We start from the raw sequence: 19213 nt of genomic DNA on the forward strand, positions 1-19213 counted from the left end.
GGTCCGGGGGCGGCGCGAGGGCCGCCCCCGGTCCGTGCGGGCGGTGGATCAGTACTGGCGGCTGGGCAGGGCGGTGGCGGCCTGGTCTTGCGTGAAGACGCCCTCCTTGGTCTCGACCCGGCGCGGGACGTCCTCGCCCGCCGCGACCTTCTTGGCGAGTTCCATCAGCTGGTCGCCGAGGAGCGGGTTGCACTCGACCACGACGTTGATCTTCTTCTGCTCCATGGCGACGAAGGCGTCCTTGATGCCGTCGACAGAGATCACCTTGATGTCGGTGCCCGGCTTCTTGCCCGCCTCCTCGATGGCTTGGATGGCGCCCAGGGCCATGTCGTCGTTGTGGGCGTACAGGACGTCGATGTCCTCGTGGGACTTGAGGAAGGCCTGCATGACCTCCTTGCCCTTGGCGCGGGTGAAGTCACCCGTCTGGGAGGCGACGACCTTGAACTTGGGGTCGCCCTTGACGGCCTCGGCGAAGCCCGCCTTGCGGTCGTTGGCGGGGGCGGAGCCGGTGGTGCCCTGGAGCTCGACGACGTTGATCGGCTCGGAGGTTCCCTCGTACTCCTTCACGAGCCACTTGCCGGCCTCCTGCCCCTCCTTGACGAAGTCGGAGCCGAGGAAGGTCCGGTAGAGGGAGGTGTCCTGCGAGTCGACCGCGCGGTCGGTGAGGATCACCGGGATGCCGGCGTTCTTGGCCTCCTTCAGGACGGTGTCCCAGCCGGACTCCACCACCGGCGAGAAGGCGATGACGTCGACCTTCTGCTGGATGAAGGTGCGGATCGCCTTGATCTGGTTCTCCTGCTTCTGCTGCGCGTCGGAGAACTTCAGCTCGATGCCCGCCTTCTCGGCCGCGTCGCGCACGGACTTGGTGTTGGCGGTGCGCCAGCCGCTCTCGGCGCCCACCTGCGCGAACCCGAGCACCAGCTTGCCGTCGGAGGAACCCTTGCCGGCGCCGCCGGTGGTACCGGTCGTCGCGGGCTCGGTGGTGCAAGCGGTCAGCACGCTGCCGGCCAGGGCGGCGGCGGCGATGATGCGGAGGGTTCTGTGGGCCATGTCGTGGTTCCTCTCGGGACGTGCGTCGTACCAGCCGGAGCCCTGAGATGGACGGGCCCGGTGAAGGTGTGGCTGCGCAGGGGTGGTTGAACCGGCGGCGGCAGGGTGCAACGTCTGCTCCCGACGACTGGTGAGCCGGTCAACGCCAGTCATTGTGAGCGCTAACAGAGTTGTAACTCAAGAGTTCGTACGGCCGTTACTTGATTTTCGACACGAAGGAGCGCGGCGACGACGAGCAATACGGCCGCAGGCTTGTGAGCGTTAACACAGATCGTCCAGGTGCGGCTCCGGGCAAACCCCTCCGGAGTGCAGCCCGTTGACACGACCCACCCCCCTCCGTAGGGTCGCGGCACAATTTCGAACAGTGCCCGAGATTTCGAACAGCAGGAGTGTCCCCATGTGTTCCACTCGGTCGATCTCCCAGGGCACCTTCCTGTGAGTCCCCGGAAGCAGGCTGTCGCCCTCGACGCTCCGGAGACGTATCGCCTCGTGGAGCACACACCTCAACGGCCGGGGCCCGGCGAAGCCCGGGTGGACGTCCACGCCGTCGGGGCCTGCGGCAGCGACCTCGACTTCTACCTGGGCCGCCGTCCCGCTCCGTACGCCCGCTATCCAGTCACCCCCGGCCACGAGTGGTCCGGCACCGTCGCCGCCGTGGGCGAGGGTGTGTCCGCCTCCCTGATCGGCCGCAAGGTCGTGGGAGAAGGGATCCGGAACTGCGGGACCTGCGCACCCTGCCGCGCCGGAGAGACCAACCTGTGCGCCGCCGGCTACGAAGAGACGGGGTTCACCCTCCCCGGCGCGATGGCTCCCACCCTCGTCCTCCCCGCCCGCCTGCTGCACGCGCTGCCGCCGGACGCCGACCTGACGGCCGCCGCGCTCCTCGAGCCCGCCGCCTGTGCGGCCGCCGCCGTCCTGAAGGCGTGCCCGCTGCCCGGTTCACGAGCGGCCGTCATCGGCTCCGGCACCCTCGGCCTGCTCGCCGCACAGCTCCTCGGCGCCTTCTCCCCGATCGAGCTGACGGTCGTCGGCACGAACCCCGACCGAGCCGATCTGTCCCACCGCTTCGGAGCCACCAGCTACCGCACGTGGGACCGCGCCTCCGGTCTCTCGGACTTCGACCTGGTGATCGACGCCGTGGGCGGTACGTCGACCGCCAGCGCCGCGACGTCCCTGCTGCGGCCGGGAGGACACCTGGTCCTCACGGGTATCCCGGCCCAGGGGGCGGAGGGACTCGATCCCGCCCGGGTCGTCGCTCGGCAACTGTCTGTCGGAACGGCCTTCGGAGCCTTCTCCGGCGCCTGGTCCTACGCCGTAAGCGCCTTCTCCACGGCACGCCTGACGCCGCTCGAACTCGTCACGCACCAGCTGGGCATCGACGAGTTCGAGCGGGCCATGGCACTCACGGAGAGCGGAGATCCTCGCGTGGGGAAGGTCCTGCTCCGCCCCCAGAGCCCCTGACGAGCGCGCGCCCCCGAAGAGCGGCCCCGCGCTCGGAGCTCACATCGCCGGGATCGCATGCCCGGCGATGGCCCTCGCGTACCAGCGGGCGCTGCGCTTCGGGGTGCGCAGCCGGGTGGCGTGGTCGACGTGGACGGCGCCGAAGCGCTTCTCGTATCCGTGGGCCCGCTCCGAAGTCGTCGAGCAGGGACCAGGGGAAGTAGCCATGCGCGTCGGCAGCGTCGACGACGGTGCCCGCTCTCGCCGTGGGTGTGGTCGGCCGCGGAGCATCGGGCCGGTGAAGACGCGGTTGGCGACGGCGTCGATGCGGCGGGTCGCGCCGAGGTCGGCCGGCTCCGCGGTCAGCGGGCGGACGTGGTGCAGGTTGAGGGAGACCGCGATCCGGGCATGGGTGGGCAGTGCCGCGCACAGCGCGGCGACGGCGCGGCCGCCGGTCCCGGACGACGGCCCGTCAGGCGCTGGCGCGGGTGACCAGACGCGTGGGAAGGATCAGCGGGGTGGGTGTCTGCCCGTTGATGAGCGCGACGAGCATGCGCGCCATCTCACGGCCGAGACCTTCTACGGGCTGGTGCACCGTGGTCAGCGGCGGCTCGGCGATCCGGGCCACGGCCAGGTCGTCGAAGCCGATCACGGCGACGTCGGCGGGGACGCGGCGGCCGGCGGCACGCAGCGTGCGCAAGGCTCCGGCCCCCATGTTGTCGCTGGCGGCGAACACTCCGTCCAGGTCCGGATGGCGCGCCAGCAGCGCGGCCATGGCGACCGCTCCGCTCGGCTCGGTGAAGTCACCGGCTGCCGGTGGGTACGGTTCGAGGCCCGCCGCCAGCATGGCGTCCTGGTAGCCGCGGTAGCGAGTGCGTCCCACCTCGGTGTCCAGCCGCCCGCAGATCGTCGCGATCCTGGTCCGGCCGAGCGAGATCAGGTACTCGGTCGCCGCGCGCGCTCCTCCGAGGTTGTCGACGTCCACGTACCACCGCGGGTCCAGACCGACCGGCCGTCCGCCGAACACCACGGGAAGCTCCGCCTCTTCCGCCATGCGGGCCAGCGGATCGTCCTCGCGCAGCGCCATCAGCATCACACCGTCGGCCCCCTTCGACCGGAGAAGGTGCTCCACCCGCCGACGCCCCCGGTCGGAGGCGGTCAGACACAGCATCAGGTGCAGGTCGGCGTCTTCCAGCGCGGCCGAGGCGCCCACGATCACCTGGGCGAAGAAGGGGTCCGCGAAGATCGACGGGTCCTCTCCCGTGACGACCAGGGCGGCCGCACCGGTCTGACGGGTGGCCAGCGCCCGGGCGGTGGGATTCGGTACGTATCCCAGTCGATGGACGGCCCGTTCGACGGCTTCCCGTTTGGCACGACTGACGTGCGGGGCGTTGTTGAGCACACGCGAGGCCACCGACCGCGAGACTCCGGCCAGTTCGGCCACCTCGTCGAGGGTCGACTGCCGGTGCGGCACGCCTTGCGCCATGAGCTGCCTTCCTGATCCCTGTCCGAACACTGGAGGACTGGAAGCGCTACCAGTTTCAGGACTGTAAACCCTTCCCCTCGTCCCGTGAAGTGCTGATCGAGCAACGGCACTTGACAGTCCAGATCGGAGCGCCACACGATACGGCCACACCCCGGCCCCGCAGATCGCCGACTGGGACCGCTTCCGGTGGGAGCGCTCCCGCGACTTCCTGTGCGGCCGGAGTGTGCTGCCGCCCCCGCCCGTGCGCCACCGCACGGGGGACCTCGTACCACCGCACTTCCCCACTGCGTCTCCCGCTCGGGACGAGACCGGGCGACGCATCCGCCGTCAGGAAACCGAGGTACCGTCATGCGCCGCAGAGTCCGCGTCCTCGTCGCAGCCCTCTCCGCACTGCCGCTGGCGCTCGCCGTCGCCCCGTCCGCCCACGCGGCGGATCCCACCGGCATGACAAGCGGGTTCTACGTGGATCCCGATTCCAGCGCGAAGAAGTGGGTCGCCGCCAACTCCGGTGACGGCCGGGCCCCCGCGATCAACGCGTCCCTCGCCGACACGCCCATGGCCCGCTGGTTCGGCTCGTGGAGCGGCACCATCGGCACCGCCGCGGGCGCGTACGTCGGGGCGGCGGACTACCACGACAAGCTGCCCGTCATGGTCGCCTACAACATCTACCACCGCGACTACTGCGGCGGGCACTCCGGAGGCGGCGCCTCGTCCCCTTCCGCGTACGCGAGCTGGATCGCCCAGTTCGCCGGCGGGATCGCCGGCCGCCCGGCCGTCGTCGTCCTCGAACCGGACTCCCTCGCGGACTACGGCTGCATGAACCAGACCCAGATCCGCGAGCGTCAGGGCATGATCGGCGGCGCCCTCGCCGAGTTCGGCCGCCAGGCCCCCAACACCTGGGTCTACCTCGACGCCGGGAACCCGGGGTGGGTGAGCGCGGGGACGATGGCCCAGCGCCTCCACGAAGCCGGGCTCCCGCGGGCACACGGCTTCTCCCTCAACATCTCGAACTACTACACCACCGCCCAGAACACCGCCTACGGCAACGCCGTCAACGGTGAACTCGCCGCCCGCTACGGCTACACCAAGCCGTTCGTCGTCGACACCAGCCGCAACGGCAACGGCTCCAACGGCGAGTGGTGCAACGCGGCCGGCCGCCGCATCGGCACGCCCACCCAGCTGGGCGGCGGCGCCGAGATGCTGCTGTGGATCAAGGCCCCGGGCGAGTCCGACGGCAACTGCGGCGTCGGGACCGGCTCCGCGGCCGGCCAGTTCCTCCCCGAGGCCGCCTACAAGATGATCTACGGCTACTGACGACCGACTCCTGTGGCCCGCCGCCCCCGCGGCGGGCGCCGGGCCACGGGAACACGATCGGCACGCCAAAGGCCCTCTCTCCCCCCATCCCTCCGACCAGGAGCACCCATGAAGCCACGCAGCCTGCGGCGGCGCGCGACCGCCGCCCTCGCGGCACTCGCGGCCTGTGCCGCTCTCACCGCGACGCAGGGGCAGGCGCAGGCCGCACCCGCCGCCGCCCCGCTCACCCCGACCACGAAGTTCTACGTGGACCCGCACAGCAAGGCCGCCAGGCAGGCGCTCACCGACCTCGGGAACGGCGACGTCACGAACGCGGTGAACATGGCCAAGCTCGCGAGCTGGCCTCAGGCCGAATGGTTCACCGAGGGCACGCCCGACGAGGTCCGGGCCAAGGTGAGAACCCTCGTCCGCGAGGCCCGCGTGGTGAACCGGACCCCCGTCCTGGTCGCGTACAACGTCCCGGGCCGCGACTGCTCGCAGTACTCCAGCGGCGGCGCCGCGTCGTCCGCCGCCTACCGGCGGTGGATCGACGCCTTCGCCGCCGGCATCGGCGACAGCAAGGCCGTCGTCGTGGTCGAACCCGACGGTCTGGCACTCCTCCCGAGCGACTGCGGACCCGCCGTGGACCCGACCGGCGAGCTCACGGCGACCCGCGTCGCCGATCTCGCGTACGCCGTCAGGACCATCAAGGCCAAGAGCCGCACCGCGGTCTACCTCGACGCGGGCAACGTCCTGTGGCGGCCCGTCGGCGACATGGCGCGGCGGCTGCTCGACGCCGGCGTCCGGGACAGCGACGGCTTCGCCCTCAACGTGTCCAACACCCACCCCACCGATCACAACGCGCGCTACGGCACCTGGATCGCCAAGTGCATGTGGTACGCCACCGAAGGGCCCGAGTGGGCCCGCGGCCACACCGACTGGTGCGCCACGCAGTACTACTCGCCCGCCGCGCCCAACGACGGAACCCCGGGCGGCGCGGTCGACTCCGCCGACCCCGCCACCTGGCGCTGGACCGACGCCTGGTTCGACCAGAGCGTGGGCACCCCGCCGGTCGACGCGCTGCACCACTTCGTCATCGACACCAGCCGCAACGGTCTGGGCGCCTGGACCCCGGAGCCCGGCAAGTACACCGGCGACCCGGAGATCTGGTGCAACGCGCCCGGCCGCGGCCTCGGCCCGCGCCCGACCGCCGACACGGGCGTCCCGCTCGTCGACGCCTACCTGTGGATCAAGATCCCCGGCGAGTCCGACGGCAGCTGTACGCGCAACACCGGCGGCACGATCGACCCCGAGTACGGCATCGTCGACCCGCCGGCCGGCACCTGGTGGCCCGCCCAGGCCCACACGGTGGCCCGCAACGCGGCACCGCGGCTGGCCTTCAACCGCTGAGACCCGCTCCCTCCGCCGTCGAAACCGTTGACGGCGGCGGCGGGGCGTCACTAGCCTCCGCTCCAGTCCCCCGACCTCTCGACCTCCGTTCCGCGCGGCGCGATATGGGAGCGCTCCCATGTCATGTCGTCCACCGACTCCGCTGCGTCCTGCCGGCACCCCGCGACATCCCGAAGGAGCCGCACATGCCCCCCACCACGACCTCGTTACTCGGCAACCCCTCACGCCTCTCCGCCGCGCTCCTCACGGGCGCGCTCCTCATCGGCGGCCTCGCGTCCGCACCGGCTGTGGCGGGCGCGTCCGCCACGGCGGCGGCGACCACCGCCGTACGCGTCAACCAGGTCGGCTACCTGCCCGACGGGCCGAAGCGCGCCACCGTCGTCACGACGTCGACGCAGGCACTCGGCTGGCAGTTGCGCAACGCCTCCGGGACGGTGGTCGCCTCCGGTTCGACCGTCGCGCGCGGCGCGGACGCCCCCTCCGGGCAGTCCGTCCAGGTCGCGGACTTCTCCTCGCACCGCGAGACGGGCACCGGATACGTCGTGACCGTGGACGGCAGCAGCAGCGCTCCCTTCGACATCCGCGCGAACCTCTACGACACGTTGCGTTCCGACGCGATGGCGTTCTTCCACCACCAGCGCAGCGGCATCGCGATCGACGCCTCCCTGGTGGGTTCCGCCTACGCGCGCCCGGCGGCACACCTCGACGTCGCTCCCAACAAGGGCGACACGTCCGTCCCCTGTCAGGCCACGGTGTGCGACTACACCCAGGACGTCAGGGGGGGTTGGTACGACGCCGGCGACCACGGCAAGTACGTGGTCAACGGCGGCATCTCCACCTGGCTGGTCGTCAACTCCTTCGAGCGGGCGGATCGGGCGGGCGGGGAAGCGGCGCTGGGCGACTCCACCCTGCGCGTCCCCGAGCGTGGCAACGGCATACCCGACGTCCTCGACGAGGCGCGGTGGGAGCTCGACTTCCTCATGCGGATGCAGGTGCCCGACGGCAAGCCGTCCGCGGGCATGGCGTTCCACAAGATCCATGACGTGGCCTGGACGGGCATGCCCCTGCGCCCCGACCAGGACGCCCAGCCCCGCGAGCTTCACCGCCCGTCCACCGCGGCCACCCTCAACCTCGCCGCGGCCGCCGCGCAGTGCGCCCGGGTGTTCCGGCCGTACGACTCCGCCTATGCCGACCGCTGCATGTCCGCCGCTCGCCGGGCCTGGAGTGCCGCGAAGGCCAACCCGGCGGTGTACGCGCCGGCTTCCGACAGCACGGGCGGCGGCGCCTACGAGGACGCGCGGGTCACCGACGAGTTCTACTGGGCCGCCGCCGAGCTGTACGCGGCGACCGGCGAGAGCGCCTACCGGGACGCGGTCACGTCCTCGCCCTGGCACACCTCCGCCGATGCCTTCAGCCCGTACGGCTTCGGCTGGGCGGACACCGCCGCGCTCGGCCGGCTCGTCCTGGCCACGGTCCCCAACGGACTGCCGGCGTCCGACCTGGCCCGGGTCCGTGCGTCGGTGACGGCGGCAGCCGACGGCTACCTGTCCAGGATGGCCGCCCAGGGTTACGCGGTACCCGTACCCGCCGACGGCTACTTCTGGGGGTCGAACGGCGAGGTCGCCAACGACGCCGTCGTCATGGCCGTCGCCGGGGAGCTGACGGGCGACGGCCGCTACCGCGCCGGCGCCCTGGAGACCATGGACTACCTGCTCGGCCGCAACGCCCTGGGCCTGTCCTACGTCACCGGCTACGGCGAGACGTCCTCGCAGAACCAGCACCACCGCTTCTGGGCCCACCAGTTGGACGCCTCGCTGCCGCACCCTCCGGCCGGTTCGCTCGCCGGCGGCCCCAACAGCGGTCTCCAGGACCCGGTAGCACTGGCGAAACTGACCGGCTGCGCCCCCGCGGCCTGCTACATCGACCACATCGACTCGTACTCGACCAACGAAGTGGCGGTCAACTGGAACGCCCCTCTGGCCTGGCTCGCCGCCTACGCCGCCGAGCGGACCTCCGCCGGCGGCGAACCGCCCACCGCCGCCTGCGCGGTGACGTACACGCTGAGCAACGTCTGGAGCACCGGCTTCACCGCGCACGTCACCGTCAAGAACACAGGCCCCACGGCCGTGGACGGCTGGCAGCTGGCCTGGACCTACCCTGTCGGCCAGGGCGTCACGAGCTCGTGGAACGCCACCGTCACCCAGAGCGGCACCGCCGTCAGTGCCCGCAACGCGGACTGGAACCGGACGATCGCCCCCGGCGCGACTGTGAGTTTCGGAGTCCAGGGGACCCACACCGGCTCAACCCCCTCCCCCACGGCCTTCACACTCAACGCAAGCACCTGCGCCTGACCCCGTCCCTCCGGGTCCGGACGGACACCTCCGTCCGGACCCGGAGGGACATCCCTGCGAAGATCGCCATCGCAGACAGCAGACTCCTTCGAAAGGCTCTGTCCCGTATCCGGTGGTGACGAAGGTGACGTTCGTCGTTGACATGTCATGCGTGATGTCAACGAGCTTGTGAGTATGGTGTTTTCGGGGCTGTCGTCCCTCGCCGGGCGGACGCCCGCCTCTTCCACGCACTGGCCTGCGCGATCTCCCGCTCGACCGCGCTGCGGCCCGGGCGCTCACACGCGACGCCTCGGCCGGCTCCTCCGTCGTCAGACGGCCTCGCTGCCGCAGACCGCGCAGAGCGGTCCCGAAGGACTTCTTCCCGTGCACGACTCCTCTTTCCTCCCTACCCCGGGGAATGAGTAGGTGCGCTAATTCGGGCAGAACCGTAGGCCGAGGCGGCCCGGTCGGCCGGTCAGCTCGTCGCTCGGACCGCGGCCTTGATCAGGTCGGCGACCCTTGTGGGCTCGGAGAGGGCGACGGCGTGCGAGGCCTCCGGGAGTTCGACGACGACGGCTCCGGCGCGTTCGGCGCCGAAGCGCTGGACCTCGGGGCCGATCGTGCGGTCGGCCCCGGCCACCAGGGCCCAGGACGGTTTCGTCCGCCATGCCGCCACGGCTACGGTCTCGGTGAACGCGGCTGCGGCAAGAGGGCGTTGGGCCGCCGCCAGGACGCCGGCGACATCCTCGGGCACGTCCGCCGCGAAGACGGAGGGAAAGGCCGTCTCCTCGATGGTGACCTCGACCGCAAGGGCACCGTCGTGGAGCGGGTAGGTCCACTCCGTCAGGTTGCCCGTCAGCGGAGGGTCGGGGAAGCTCCCCTGGAGCCGGCCGAGGCTCTCGCCCTCGTGGGGCACGTAGGCGGCCACGTAGACGAGCCCCACGACGTTCTCCGCGGCGCCGGCCACGGTGATCAGTGCACCACCGTACGCGTGGCCGACGAGCACGGTCGGACCCTCGACCTGCGTCAGGACGGAGGCGAGGTAGGCGGCGTCCGACGCCAGGCCCCGGAGGGGGTTCGGCGGGGCGATCACCGGGATACCGCTGCTCCGCAGTTCCGCGATGACGCCTATCCAGCCGGTCGCGTCGGCGAAGGCACCGTGCACGAGGACGACGGTGGGGTTGCACATGCGAGTTCTCTTCTCGGTGTCGGGCATGACGGCGCGCACGCGTCTCAGCGCCTTCGCCCGCCCTGGGTGTCGTCGGTCGTCGGCGCGAAGGCCGAGGTCGCCAGCGCCTGCCATTCGCTGGGGCTCATGCCGTAGGCCCCGCGGAACGTGCGGCTGAAGTGCGAGGGGCTGCTGAAGCCCCAGCGATGTGCCATCGCGGCCATCGTGATTCTCCGGGTGGAGCGGCCCAGCTCGAACCGGCAGGACTCGAGCCTGCGCTGCCGCACCCACTGGCTCACCGTGCTGCCGTCGTTCTGGAACAGCTTCTGCAGGTACCGGACGGAGATGTGGTGGGCACGTGCGATCGATTCCGGTGAGAGGTCCGGGTCCATCAGGTGTTCTTCGATGTGGGCGTGGATACGGGACAGCATCTCGTTGCCGGCCCCGGAGGGGGCGTCGGCCGCGTCCGTCGTGTCCGCTTCGAGGAGCTCCATGACCAGGACGGAGAGGAGGTGTACGGCCGTGCGGGCGCGCCGGTCCCCGATCGTGGACCGGCGGAGCTCGGCCTTGGCGGCGAGCGCGGTCAGGAAGTCGGACGCCAGCGCCCCGATGCCCTCCCCGCCGCGTACGGGCACGCCGAGCACCTGGTCCAGTTCCGACTCCGTGACACCCAGATAGCAGCGGGGCACCCGGAAGAAGATCATCTGGCAGTCCTCGCCGAAGCGCAGCAGGTGCCGTCGTGCCGGGTCGCAGAAGACCAGGTCGTTCGGCTCCAGCAGGGTCTCGGCACGCTCGTGGACGACGGTGACGGGCCCACGGACGTGGACGCCGAGGTAGACGTGGTTCCGGTCGTTCGTGTCCGGCATCTCGGAGAGCATCTGGACCAGCCGCCCCGAGCGTGAGGAGGGCGAGGTCGGAGCAGTTGCCTGCCGGGGCACCCGTTCGGGCGCACGTGACATCAGGGTGAGGGTCATGGTGATTCCTAGCTGTGGGTTCGTGCAGGCGGGCGCGGGTTCACGCCCCTCTCGCCGGCTCCTCGGCCAGGAACTCCTCCACCACGGCGTTGAAGGCCGGCGGGTTCTCCAGGAAGGGGAAGTGCGAGCTCGCCACGTCGGAGGGGAAGACGTGCAGGCGTGCGCCGGGAATCCGCTCGGCGACGAAGCGCTGCGAATCGGGGTGCACATGGCTTCCCTCACAGCCGATCACCAGGGTCGGCACATCGATCCGGGGAAGCACGTCGCGCCAGTCCTGCGCGCAGTGGTCGAACAGCAGCGGTACGCCCGCGTGGGCCGGTGTCGACCTGATCTCCTCGGCTACGAACGCCAGCACCTCGGGGTCGGGTTCGCCTGAGAGCATGCCGCGCACGAAGTCGGCGAGGACCGTGTCGCCCTCGGGACCCGCGAGGGCCGCACCCAGGTACAGCAGTCCCGACACGTCGAAGATGGCGCCGGACTCCCGCTGTTCCCGCTCGGTCATCCAGGGCACGGCGGCGACCGCCGCGGGCTGGTCGACGGCGACGAAGCGCCGGATCCGTCCGGTCCCGTACTGGTCGACGAAGCTCCACCACACCGAGACGCCCATGGACCAGCCCAGTGCGTCGAAACGGTCGAGACCGAGATGGTCGACGAGTTCGAGCACGTCGCGGGAGAGCCGGGCGATGCGGTAGCCGTGATGCGGCTTGCCGGACTTCCCGTGGCCGCGGAGGTCGACGGTGACGACGCGGCGACCGGGCGTCAGCCCCTCGACCTGGTGGCGGAACATCGCCTGCGTCTGGCCCCAGCCGTGGAGCATCACCAGCGGGACTCCCTCGCCGCCGGTGTCCTGGTACGCGAGCCGCGCACCGTCCGTCGTGATCAGTTCCTTCATGGACTCTTCCCTGGTCAGAGGCGGTACGTCCTCCCCGCCCGTCCCGAACATCATCAAATGGGGCCCGCCGCCCGCACCACCGCGAGCTGTAGGAATCGGGCCGTGGATCCTCCTCGCTTTGTCGAAAGCGAGTCCGGGTCACAGGGCCCCGTCGGCGCCCGGAGCGAGGAGTTCCTCGATCCTGAGGCCGAGGTGCAGGGTGAGCCGGTGGGCGCCGTCGTCGAGGTCGAGTCCGGTCGACTCCTGGATCTGACGCAGGCGGTAGTAGAGCGAAGTGCGGTGGATTCCCAGCGTGTCCGCGGTCCTGGGAATCGATCCCGCGTGTTCGAGGAAGCAGCGCAGGGTGTCCCGCAGGCGGTCTCCGCCATGAGCCTCGCTCAGGGTGCGGAGCGGCTTCGGGACCAGGGAGGCGTTCAGGGCGTGCTCGGGGAGCTGGAGCAGCACGGCGAGTTCCCCGAGCAGCTCCCAGTCACCGATGCTCTTCAGGGTGGGCAGTCGGCGTGCCGCGCGTGCCGCCACGAGCGCCTGCTCGTACGACGTCCAGGCGTCGTCCAGGTTGGGGTGCCGGCCTCCGACGCCGATCACGGGGGCCGCCGACGGGTCCAGGAAGGTGCGGAGTTCGTCGAGGATGCGAGCGGACTGGGCGGCGATCTCGTCCGGGCCGGGCGGCCGGTCGCGGAGCTGGAGCAGCATGGCCCGCTCCTTGCCGATCGCGATGAGGCCCTGGGCGGAGCGCGTCTGCCGGAATCCCTCCAGCGCCGCCCACAGGGCTGCTTCGGACTGCCGGACGAGCTCCGTCCCGCAGCTCAGCTGGACGACGGTGACCAGGACGTGCTCCGCCGCCCCGAGCAGACCGAGCTCCTTGCCGTGCCGACGGGCGGTGGTGCGTGCGGCGACGTCGGCGCCGACGAGTGCGAGGGCCAGGTCCCGCTCGTCGGTCTTCCGGGAGTCGGCGGCGATGTGCTCTCCGTACATCTGGGCCGACATGGCGTCCGCGGCCCGGGCGATGGCGGCGGTCTCCTCCTCCCCCATCTTCTTCTCGGGCACGACCACCACGAGCAGACCGAGGAGATGTCCGCGCTCGCGCAGCGGCACGACGTACCGGGGCAGCAGTCCGAGATCGTCACGGCCGTCGATGAACCCGGGCCTCGACCACCGGGTCACGCCCTGGGCGAGGACGTAGCGGATGGCCGCGTTGTCGGCGCGGCCCTGCAGCAGGGTGCCGATGCGCACCGGGTCCTCGTCGCCGAAGTGGCGGCTGGTGCAGATCATACGGACCAGCGGGTCGTCGACGGCGACGGACCGGCCGAGCCGCTCGGCGAGCTCGTCGACGAGTGCCTGGAGCTCGGGGCTGCCGGGGCGGGCTCGCTGGGGCCTTGCGGTCATGCGCTGTTCCTCTCTCGATCAACTGCCCCGCGGACTTCCGCAGTCCGCGGTTCTTGATCATTCTGAGGAGGCGACGGCGTCGGCACATCGCATGAATCGTCCATTGCCACGACGCCCGCGTGCGATACGAAGCGACTACTCTCCGTCGTCGCGGTGCTTCACCAGCCGGGTCAGCTCGGCGCGCGAGGTGACGTCCAGCTTGGTGAAGGCCCGGCGCAGGTGCGAGCTCACCGTGTGCGGTGAGAGGGAGAGGTCCTCGGCCGCCTGCTGGTTGGTCAGCCCTCGGGCCACGAGCCGTACCACCCGTAGCTCCGCGGCCGTCAACTCGGGCCATGCATCGCAGAGTCCGGTCGTCGAGGGCCGCCGGCGGACACCGGCGGCCCGCAGGCGCCGGCGCACCCGTGCGACGTCCCTCTCGGCGCCCGCTCGCACATAGAGCGCGAGGGCCGTCTCGAAGTACGGGACCGCTTCCGGCGTGCGGGTGGCCGCCAGCTTGCGTCCGGCGTCCTCCAGCGCCGACGCCCGGGCCAGTACCCGAGGGCAGTCCTCGTACAGCCGGACGGCGCGTACGAGAGGGGCGAGGTCGTTGTCGAGGAGCCCCCGGGCGTGCGCGGCGGTGGCGGCGAGGAACGGGAGGTCGGGATTGAGCACGGCTCGCTTCTCGGCCATGGCGACCGCCTGCGCGGCCCGTTCGTGCCGCCCCGCGCGCAACGCCATGCGGACGAGCACCGGGGCGTCGGCCGGGTCGATCAGGCCGGCGTACGCGGGCCGGTCCGCGGCGGGCGACGCCATCACCGCGTCGAGTTCGGCCATGGCGCGGTCGGGCCGGCCTTCGTGGTCGGCCATCAGCGCCAGCATCCAGGTGCCGAAGTGCCGGACGACGGGTGCGCCGTCGCTCCGCATGCGCCTCGCCTCCGCCGCGTACGCCTCTGCGGTCTGCCGGTCGCCGGTGTGGAGGGCGACGCGCAGCATCACGTACCGGAGCGTGACGTCGGCGAGGTTGCCCGGGCCGGGATCGTCGGCCGCCGGGGACGCGGCCTCTGCGTCGGCCCGGGCTTCCGGCAGCCGTCCGGTCTCCAGGAGGATGCGGGTGCGGGTCATGAGCCACATCCGGGTGGCGGCCGTCCGGCCCTGCTCCCCGGTGATCCGGATGCCCTCCTCCGCGACCGCGAGCGCCTCCGCGGTGCGTCCGGTGGTGTTCGACAGGAGGGCGTGCCACAAGGCCTCCGGCACCCACAGCGAGGTGCTGACGCCCAGGGCGTCGGCCAGCGCGGCGGACCGCTCGGCCTGCCGGAACGCCTCGGCCAGGTCCATGCGGTGGAAGCTCACGGCCGAGCGGACCGTCGTCAGCGTGGCCTCGGCGGTGCGGTCCCCCGCTGCCGCCGCGGTCTCCCACGCCTCCTCGGCGACCTGCTCGGCCGCCGCGTGTTCACCCGACATCGACAGGCCGACGGCGAGCATGGCGAGCAGTCGTCCCCTCGCTGTCGGGGAGATCCCGGGAAGTGCCGCCCCGGCGCGGGCCTGCCGGACCGCCTCGGAGAAGTCGAACTGTACGGCGAGGCGTGCCAGGGCCAGGCGTATGAGCGCCTCGTCCTCGGGTCCGAGACCGCCGGCCGCCAGGGCGGTGGCTCCCAGTTCACACGCCTGGGCGGCCCGACCCGTCTGCCAGAGCAGCGGGATCGTCTCGGCGACGACCCGCGGCCGCTCCGGAGCGTCCGCCGCGGTGAGTTCCAGGGCCTTGAGGCTGCGCTCCGCGGCGGGTCCGGGAGCCGTGGCGGCGAGTTCCGCCGCTTCGGTGCGCAGCCGATCGGCCTCCGCCGCGTCTCCGGGCGCCGCTCTCCCGGCCTCCGTCGCATCTGCCGGTGTCCTCCCCGGCGGCAGCCCGGCGGCCTGCCGGCGCAAGGCCTGACGCAGGGACAGGGGGAGGCCGGCTTCCACCGCCTCGCGGATCAGGTCGTGGCGGAAGGCGAGGCGATCGCCGCTCTCGGCGAGCAGATCGGCGTCGAGGGATTCCCGTACGGCTGTGATGAGCGCCGCCGAGGACCTGCCGAGCAGTTCGGCGAGCCGCGCGACGGTCACCGTGCCGCCCACGGCGGCCGCGGTCTGCACCAGCTCCCGCGCCTCGTCGGACAGCTGGTCGAGGCGGCGCACGACAGAGGGGAGTTCCCGTGGGGCGGGGGGTCCCGCCGACAGCCTGGCCGTGCCGTTCTCGATCGTCACCGCCTCCTCGCGCAGCGAGCCGAGCAGCTCGACCAGCAGCTGGGGCAACCCCTCGGCGCGGTGGGCGAGACGGAGGACATCCGGGTCGGGAGGGGCGCCCAGGACGTCCTCGGTGATCCGCGCGACCGCCCGGTCCCCCAGCGCTCCGAGGACCAGCTCACGTGCGCCTGCCTGACGGATCCTGTCCAGGGTCGTGCGCACCCCGGACGGCACGCCGCCGGCGCGCACGGCGACCAGCCACAGGATCGGGTGCGACGAGAGTCCCGCCGCGAGGGTGTGGAAGGTGAGGAGGGTCAGGTCGTCGCACCACTGGAGGTCGTCGAGGACGACGAGCAGGGGTCCGTTCCGAGCCGCCTCCCGCAGGCGCTCCCCCAGCTCCTGAAGCAGCCAGAACCGCTGGCCGGGTGTGGTGGCGAGGTCCCGGAGACGTTGGGCTCCCGACAGCGGCTCCTCGCCGGAGAGTACGCCTTCGAGGAGCGGGCCGAGCGGTACGAACTGTTCGTCGGGGTCCGCCGCCCCCTCGAACACCCGCGTCCCGCGCCGCCTCGCGGCCGCCGCGGCCTCGGCGAGGATCCTGGACCTGCCGATGCCGGCGGGGCCCTCGACGCGGACGATCCCGCCTTCGCCCCGGCCGAGCGCGTCGAGCCGCTCCTCGATGAACGCCAGTTCGGCGTCCCTGCCCCGGAGGGGTGTCCGTACGCCGTCGAGCCCCTCGGGCGCGGTCCTTGTCGTCACTCGGTTCACGCTCATACGGCGGAACAGTATGAACCATGTGAACCACCCCGCCCTCGCCCGGCCCGGGGCCCGGCTCAGTCGAAACGCAGGTCGGCGAGTTGCCGTTCGAGGACGGTGACGTCGTCCTCGGGCTCCTCCCCGACCGGGCGCGCCGCCATGAGCGCGGCGAGCTCGGCGCCCGCGCGTCGGACGCGGCCGGGCAGGCCGTCGGTGTACTCGTCTCCCCCCGAGCCCCAGTCCTCGGAGGCCGCGAACACGGCGGTGGGGACGACGACGGCGCGGAGGTAGGCGAAGAGCGGGCGTACGGCGTGCTCCAGGACCAGGGAGTGGCGGGCGGTGCCGCCGGTCGCCGCGGTCAGCACCGGCTTCCCGGTGAGGGCGTCCGGGTCGATCACGTCGAAGAAGGACTTGAAGAGACCGCTGTAGGAGGCCGCGAACACGGGGGTGACGACGATCAGGCCGTCGGCCGCCGTCACCGCGTCGATCGCGGCGCTCAGTCGTGGTGGTGGGAATCCGGTCACGAGGTGGTTGGCGATGTCGCCGGCCAGTTCGCGCAGTTCCACGACCTCGGTCGACGGCGCCTGCCCCCGGCCGGAGAGTTCGTCGCGGGCCGATTCGGCCAGCCGGTCCGCGAGCAGGCGAGTGGAGGAGGGGGTGCTGAGGCCTGCGGAGACGACGGTCAGCTTCACGCGGCGGACACCTCCCGGGCGGCTCGGAGGGACGCGTGCGTGGGGGCCTCCGGCACGTCGGCCGGACGCCCCTTGGCGAATTCCCGCCGCAGTACGGGCACGACCTCCTCACCGAGGATGTCGAGCTGTTCCAGGACGGTCTTCAGGGGCAGGCCCGCGTGGTCCATCAGGAACAGCTGGCGCTGGTAGTCGCCGACGGTCTCCCGGAACGACAGGGTCCGCTCGATGACCTGCTGGGGAGAGCCCACGGTCAGCGGGGTCTGCTCGGTGAAGTCCTCGAGGGACGGGCCGTGGCCGTACACCGGCGCGTTGTCGAAGTAGGGCCGGAACTCCCGTACGGCGTCCTGGGAGTTCTTGCGCATGAAGACCTGTCCGCCCAGGCCGACGATCGCGTCCTCCGGCCGGCCGTGACCGTGGTGCGCGAACCGGCGCCGGTACAGCTGCACCATGCGCCGTGTGTGGTCGGCCGGCCAGAAGATGTTGTTGTGGAAGAAGCCGTCGCCGTAGAAGGCGGCCTGCTCCGCGATCTCGGGGGACCGGATGGATCCGTGCCAGACGAAGGGCGGGACGCCGTCCAGGGGCCGCGGTGTCGAGGTGAAGGCCTGGAGCGGCGTACGGAACGTGCCCTCCCAGTCCACGACGTCCTCGCGCCACAGCCGGCGCAGCAGCGCGTAGTTCTCCTTGGCGAGGTTGATGCCCTGGCGGATGTCCTGTCCGAACCACGGGTAGACGGGACCGGTGTTGCCGCGGCCCAGCATGAGGTCGACCCGGCCGTCGGCCAGGTGCTGGAGCATCGCGTAGTCCTCGGCGATCTTCACCGGGTCGTTGGTGGTGATCAGCGTCGTGGACGTGGACAGGATCAGCTTCTGGGTGCGGGCCGCGATGTAGCCGAGCAGGGTGGTCGGCGACGACGGTACGAACGGCGGGTTGTGGTGCTCGCCGGTCGCGAAGACGTCCAGGCCGACCTCCTCGGCCTTGAGCGCGATGGCCACCATCGCCTTGATGCGCTCGCGCTCGGTCGGAGTACGACCGTCGGTGGGGTCGGGCGTCACGTCGCCGACGGTGAAGATGCCGAACTGCATGGGGTGTCTGCTCTCCTGAGCTCGTCCGGTTCCCTCGCCGGGGAACGGGGGAACCGGGGGGCGGGGTGACGCCGGGCGTTCCGGCGTCACCCCGGCGGATCAACAGTGCGGTGTCACTTCGCCAGGAAGGCGAGGAGGGCGGTGTTGACCTCCTCGGCGTGGGTCCACAGCAGACCGTGCGGGGCGCCCTCGATCTCGACGTAGTCGGCCGACGGAAGCGCCTTGTGGAAGGGGCGCGCCGTGCCCTCGGCCGGGAGGATGCGGTCGGCGGTGCCGTGCAGGATCAGGGCCGGCACGTCGACGGCGGGGATGTCGGCGCGGAAGTCGGTGTACCAGGTCGCCGGCGCGGCGGACGCGGCGAAGGAGCCGCCGCGGGCCGCGGTGTCCCAGCTGTTGCGGACGGCCTCCTCGCTGATGCGGGTGCCCAGGTTCTCGTCGAGGTTGTAGAAGTCGTTGAAGAAGGCCGTGTAGTAGGCGTACCGGTCGGCCTTGACGGCGGCGACGACGCCGTCGAAGAACTCCTTCGGGGCGACGCCGTCCGGGTTGTCGTCGCTCTTGAGCAGGCAGGGCTCCAGGGAGGCCAGGAAGGCGACCTTGGCGACGCGGCCGGAGCCGTACGTGGAGACGTAGCGGGCGACCTCGCCCGTGCCCATGGAGAAGCCGACGAGGACGGCGTCCCTCAGGTCGAGGGTCTCCATCACCGTGTTCAGGTCGGCGGCGAAGGTGTCGTAGTCGTAGCCGGTGGTCGGCTGCGAGGACTGCCCGAAGCCGCGGCGGTCGTACGTGATCACGCGGTAGCCGGCGTCGAGCAGAGCGGCGCTCTGGCGCTCCCAGGAGTGGCCGTCGAGCGGGAAGCCGTGGATGAGGACGACGGGCTGCCCGGCGCCCTGGTCCTCGAAGTACAGCTCGATGGGGGTGGTGTTCTCCTGGCCCACGGTGATGTACGGCATAGGGGTTCCCTCGTTTCGGGTGGACGGTCCGCGCGTCGGAGCGGCGCGGTGTGCCCGTCACGCTAGGACCGGTCCCGCACCTCCTGTTGCCGTCCCGCGCACCGCACC

14 protein-coding genes and 1 pseudogene are annotated in these 19213 nt (G+C 71.6%); 4 read left to right on the forward strand and 11 right to left on the reverse strand.

Annotated features, from left to right (window positions below):
- Positions 1-48: 48 nt before the first annotated feature.
- On the reverse strand, positions 49-1050 hold the full coding sequence (locus ACFCY7_RS04855; RefSeq protein WP_376481349.1) for an ABC transporter substrate-binding protein: 1002 nt from the start codon (positions 1048-1050) through the stop codon (positions 49-51).
- A gap of 489 nt (positions 1051-1539) precedes the next feature.
- On the opposite strand from ACFCY7_RS04855, the gene ACFCY7_RS04860 reads away from it, so the two are divergent.
- Positions 1540-2511 (forward strand): zinc-binding dehydrogenase, encoded by a 972-nt coding sequence (locus ACFCY7_RS04860; RefSeq protein ID WP_376481351.1) that lies wholly within the window; start codon positions 1540-1542, stop codon positions 2509-2511.
- Positions 2512-2550: 39 nt separating this feature from the next.
- Here ACFCY7_RS04860 and ACFCY7_RS04865 read toward each other — a convergent pair.
- Positions 2551-2940: pseudogene (locus tag ACFCY7_RS04865) on the reverse strand (family 1 glycosylhydrolase); the annotation flags it as partial.
- Positions 2941-2962: 22 nt separating this feature from the next.
- Complete coding sequence (locus tag ACFCY7_RS04870; RefSeq protein WP_376481353.1) at positions 2963-3976, reverse strand: LacI family DNA-binding transcriptional regulator; 1014 nt, start codon at positions 3974-3976, stop codon at positions 2963-2965.
- 348 nt (positions 3977-4324) lie between these two features.
- Here ACFCY7_RS04870 and ACFCY7_RS04875 point away from each other — a divergent pair, with 348 nt between their 5' ends.
- From ACFCY7_RS04875 to ACFCY7_RS04885, 3 genes are all read left to right on the forward strand, one after another.
- On the forward strand, positions 4325-5290 hold the full coding sequence (locus ACFCY7_RS04875; RefSeq protein WP_376481355.1) for a glycoside hydrolase family 6 protein: 966 nt from the start codon (positions 4325-4327) through the stop codon (positions 5288-5290).
- 108 nt (positions 5291-5398) lie between these two features.
- The gene (locus ACFCY7_RS04880) at positions 5399-6679 is read left to right on the forward strand and encodes a glycoside hydrolase family 6 protein (RefSeq protein WP_376481357.1); all 1281 of its coding nucleotides are present in this window, start codon (positions 5399-5401) and stop codon (positions 6677-6679) included.
- Between the two features lie 185 nt (positions 6680-6864).
- Complete coding sequence (locus tag ACFCY7_RS04885; RefSeq protein WP_376481359.1) at positions 6865-9030, forward strand: glycoside hydrolase family 9 protein; 2166 nt, start codon at positions 6865-6867, stop codon at positions 9028-9030.
- A 454-nt stretch (positions 9031-9484) separates the two neighbouring features.
- Here ACFCY7_RS04885 and ACFCY7_RS04890 read toward each other — a convergent pair whose 3' ends face one another.
- The 8 genes from ACFCY7_RS04890 to ACFCY7_RS04925 all read right to left on the reverse strand — a co-directional run bounded on the left by ACFCY7_RS04890 (position 9485) and on the right by ACFCY7_RS04925 (position 19105).
- Complete coding sequence (locus ACFCY7_RS04890; protein WP_376481361.1) at positions 9485-10198, reverse strand: alpha/beta fold hydrolase; 714 nt, start codon at positions 10196-10198, stop codon at positions 9485-9487.
- 44 nt (positions 10199-10242) lie between these two features.
- Entirely contained in the window at positions 10243-11151 is a 909-nt protein-coding gene (locus ACFCY7_RS04895; protein ID WP_376481363.1) for a helix-turn-helix domain-containing protein, read from the reverse strand.
- A 40-nt stretch (positions 11152-11191) separates the two neighbouring features.
- Entirely contained in the window at positions 11192-12043 is an 852-nt protein-coding gene (locus ACFCY7_RS04900; protein WP_376481365.1) for an alpha/beta fold hydrolase, read from the reverse strand.
- 138 nt (positions 12044-12181) lie between these two features.
- Entirely contained in the window at positions 12182-13429 is a 1248-nt protein-coding gene (locus ACFCY7_RS04905) for a PucR family transcriptional regulator (RefSeq protein WP_376481367.1), read from the reverse strand.
- 135 nt (positions 13430-13564) lie between these two features.
- Entirely contained in the window at positions 13565-16399 is a 2835-nt protein-coding gene (locus ACFCY7_RS04910) for a helix-turn-helix transcriptional regulator (protein ID WP_376481369.1), read from the reverse strand.
- 59 nt (positions 16400-16458) lie between these two features.
- A complete protein-coding gene (locus ACFCY7_RS04915) occupies positions 16459-17073 on the reverse strand; it encodes an FMN reductase (RefSeq protein WP_376481370.1) in 615 nt (204 codons plus the stop codon).
- Positions 17070-18155: an LLM class flavin-dependent oxidoreductase gene (locus ACFCY7_RS04920; protein WP_376481372.1), complete on the reverse strand. Its 1086-nt coding sequence runs from the start codon at positions 18153-18155 to the stop codon at positions 17070-17072. Before ACFCY7_RS04920 ends, ACFCY7_RS04915 begins: the two co-directional genes overlap by 4 nt.
- 113 nt (positions 18156-18268) lie before the next feature.
- Positions 18269-19105, reverse strand: coding sequence for an alpha/beta hydrolase (locus ACFCY7_RS04925; RefSeq protein WP_356084533.1), 837 nt, complete (start codon positions 19103-19105; stop codon positions 18269-18271).
- Positions 19106-19213: the final 108 nt, after the last annotated feature.

Origin of the sequence: Streptomyces sp. NPDC056361 (assembly GCF_042262805.1) — a bacterium.
GTDB lineage: Bacteria > Actinomycetota > Actinomycetes > Streptomycetales > Streptomycetaceae > Streptomyces.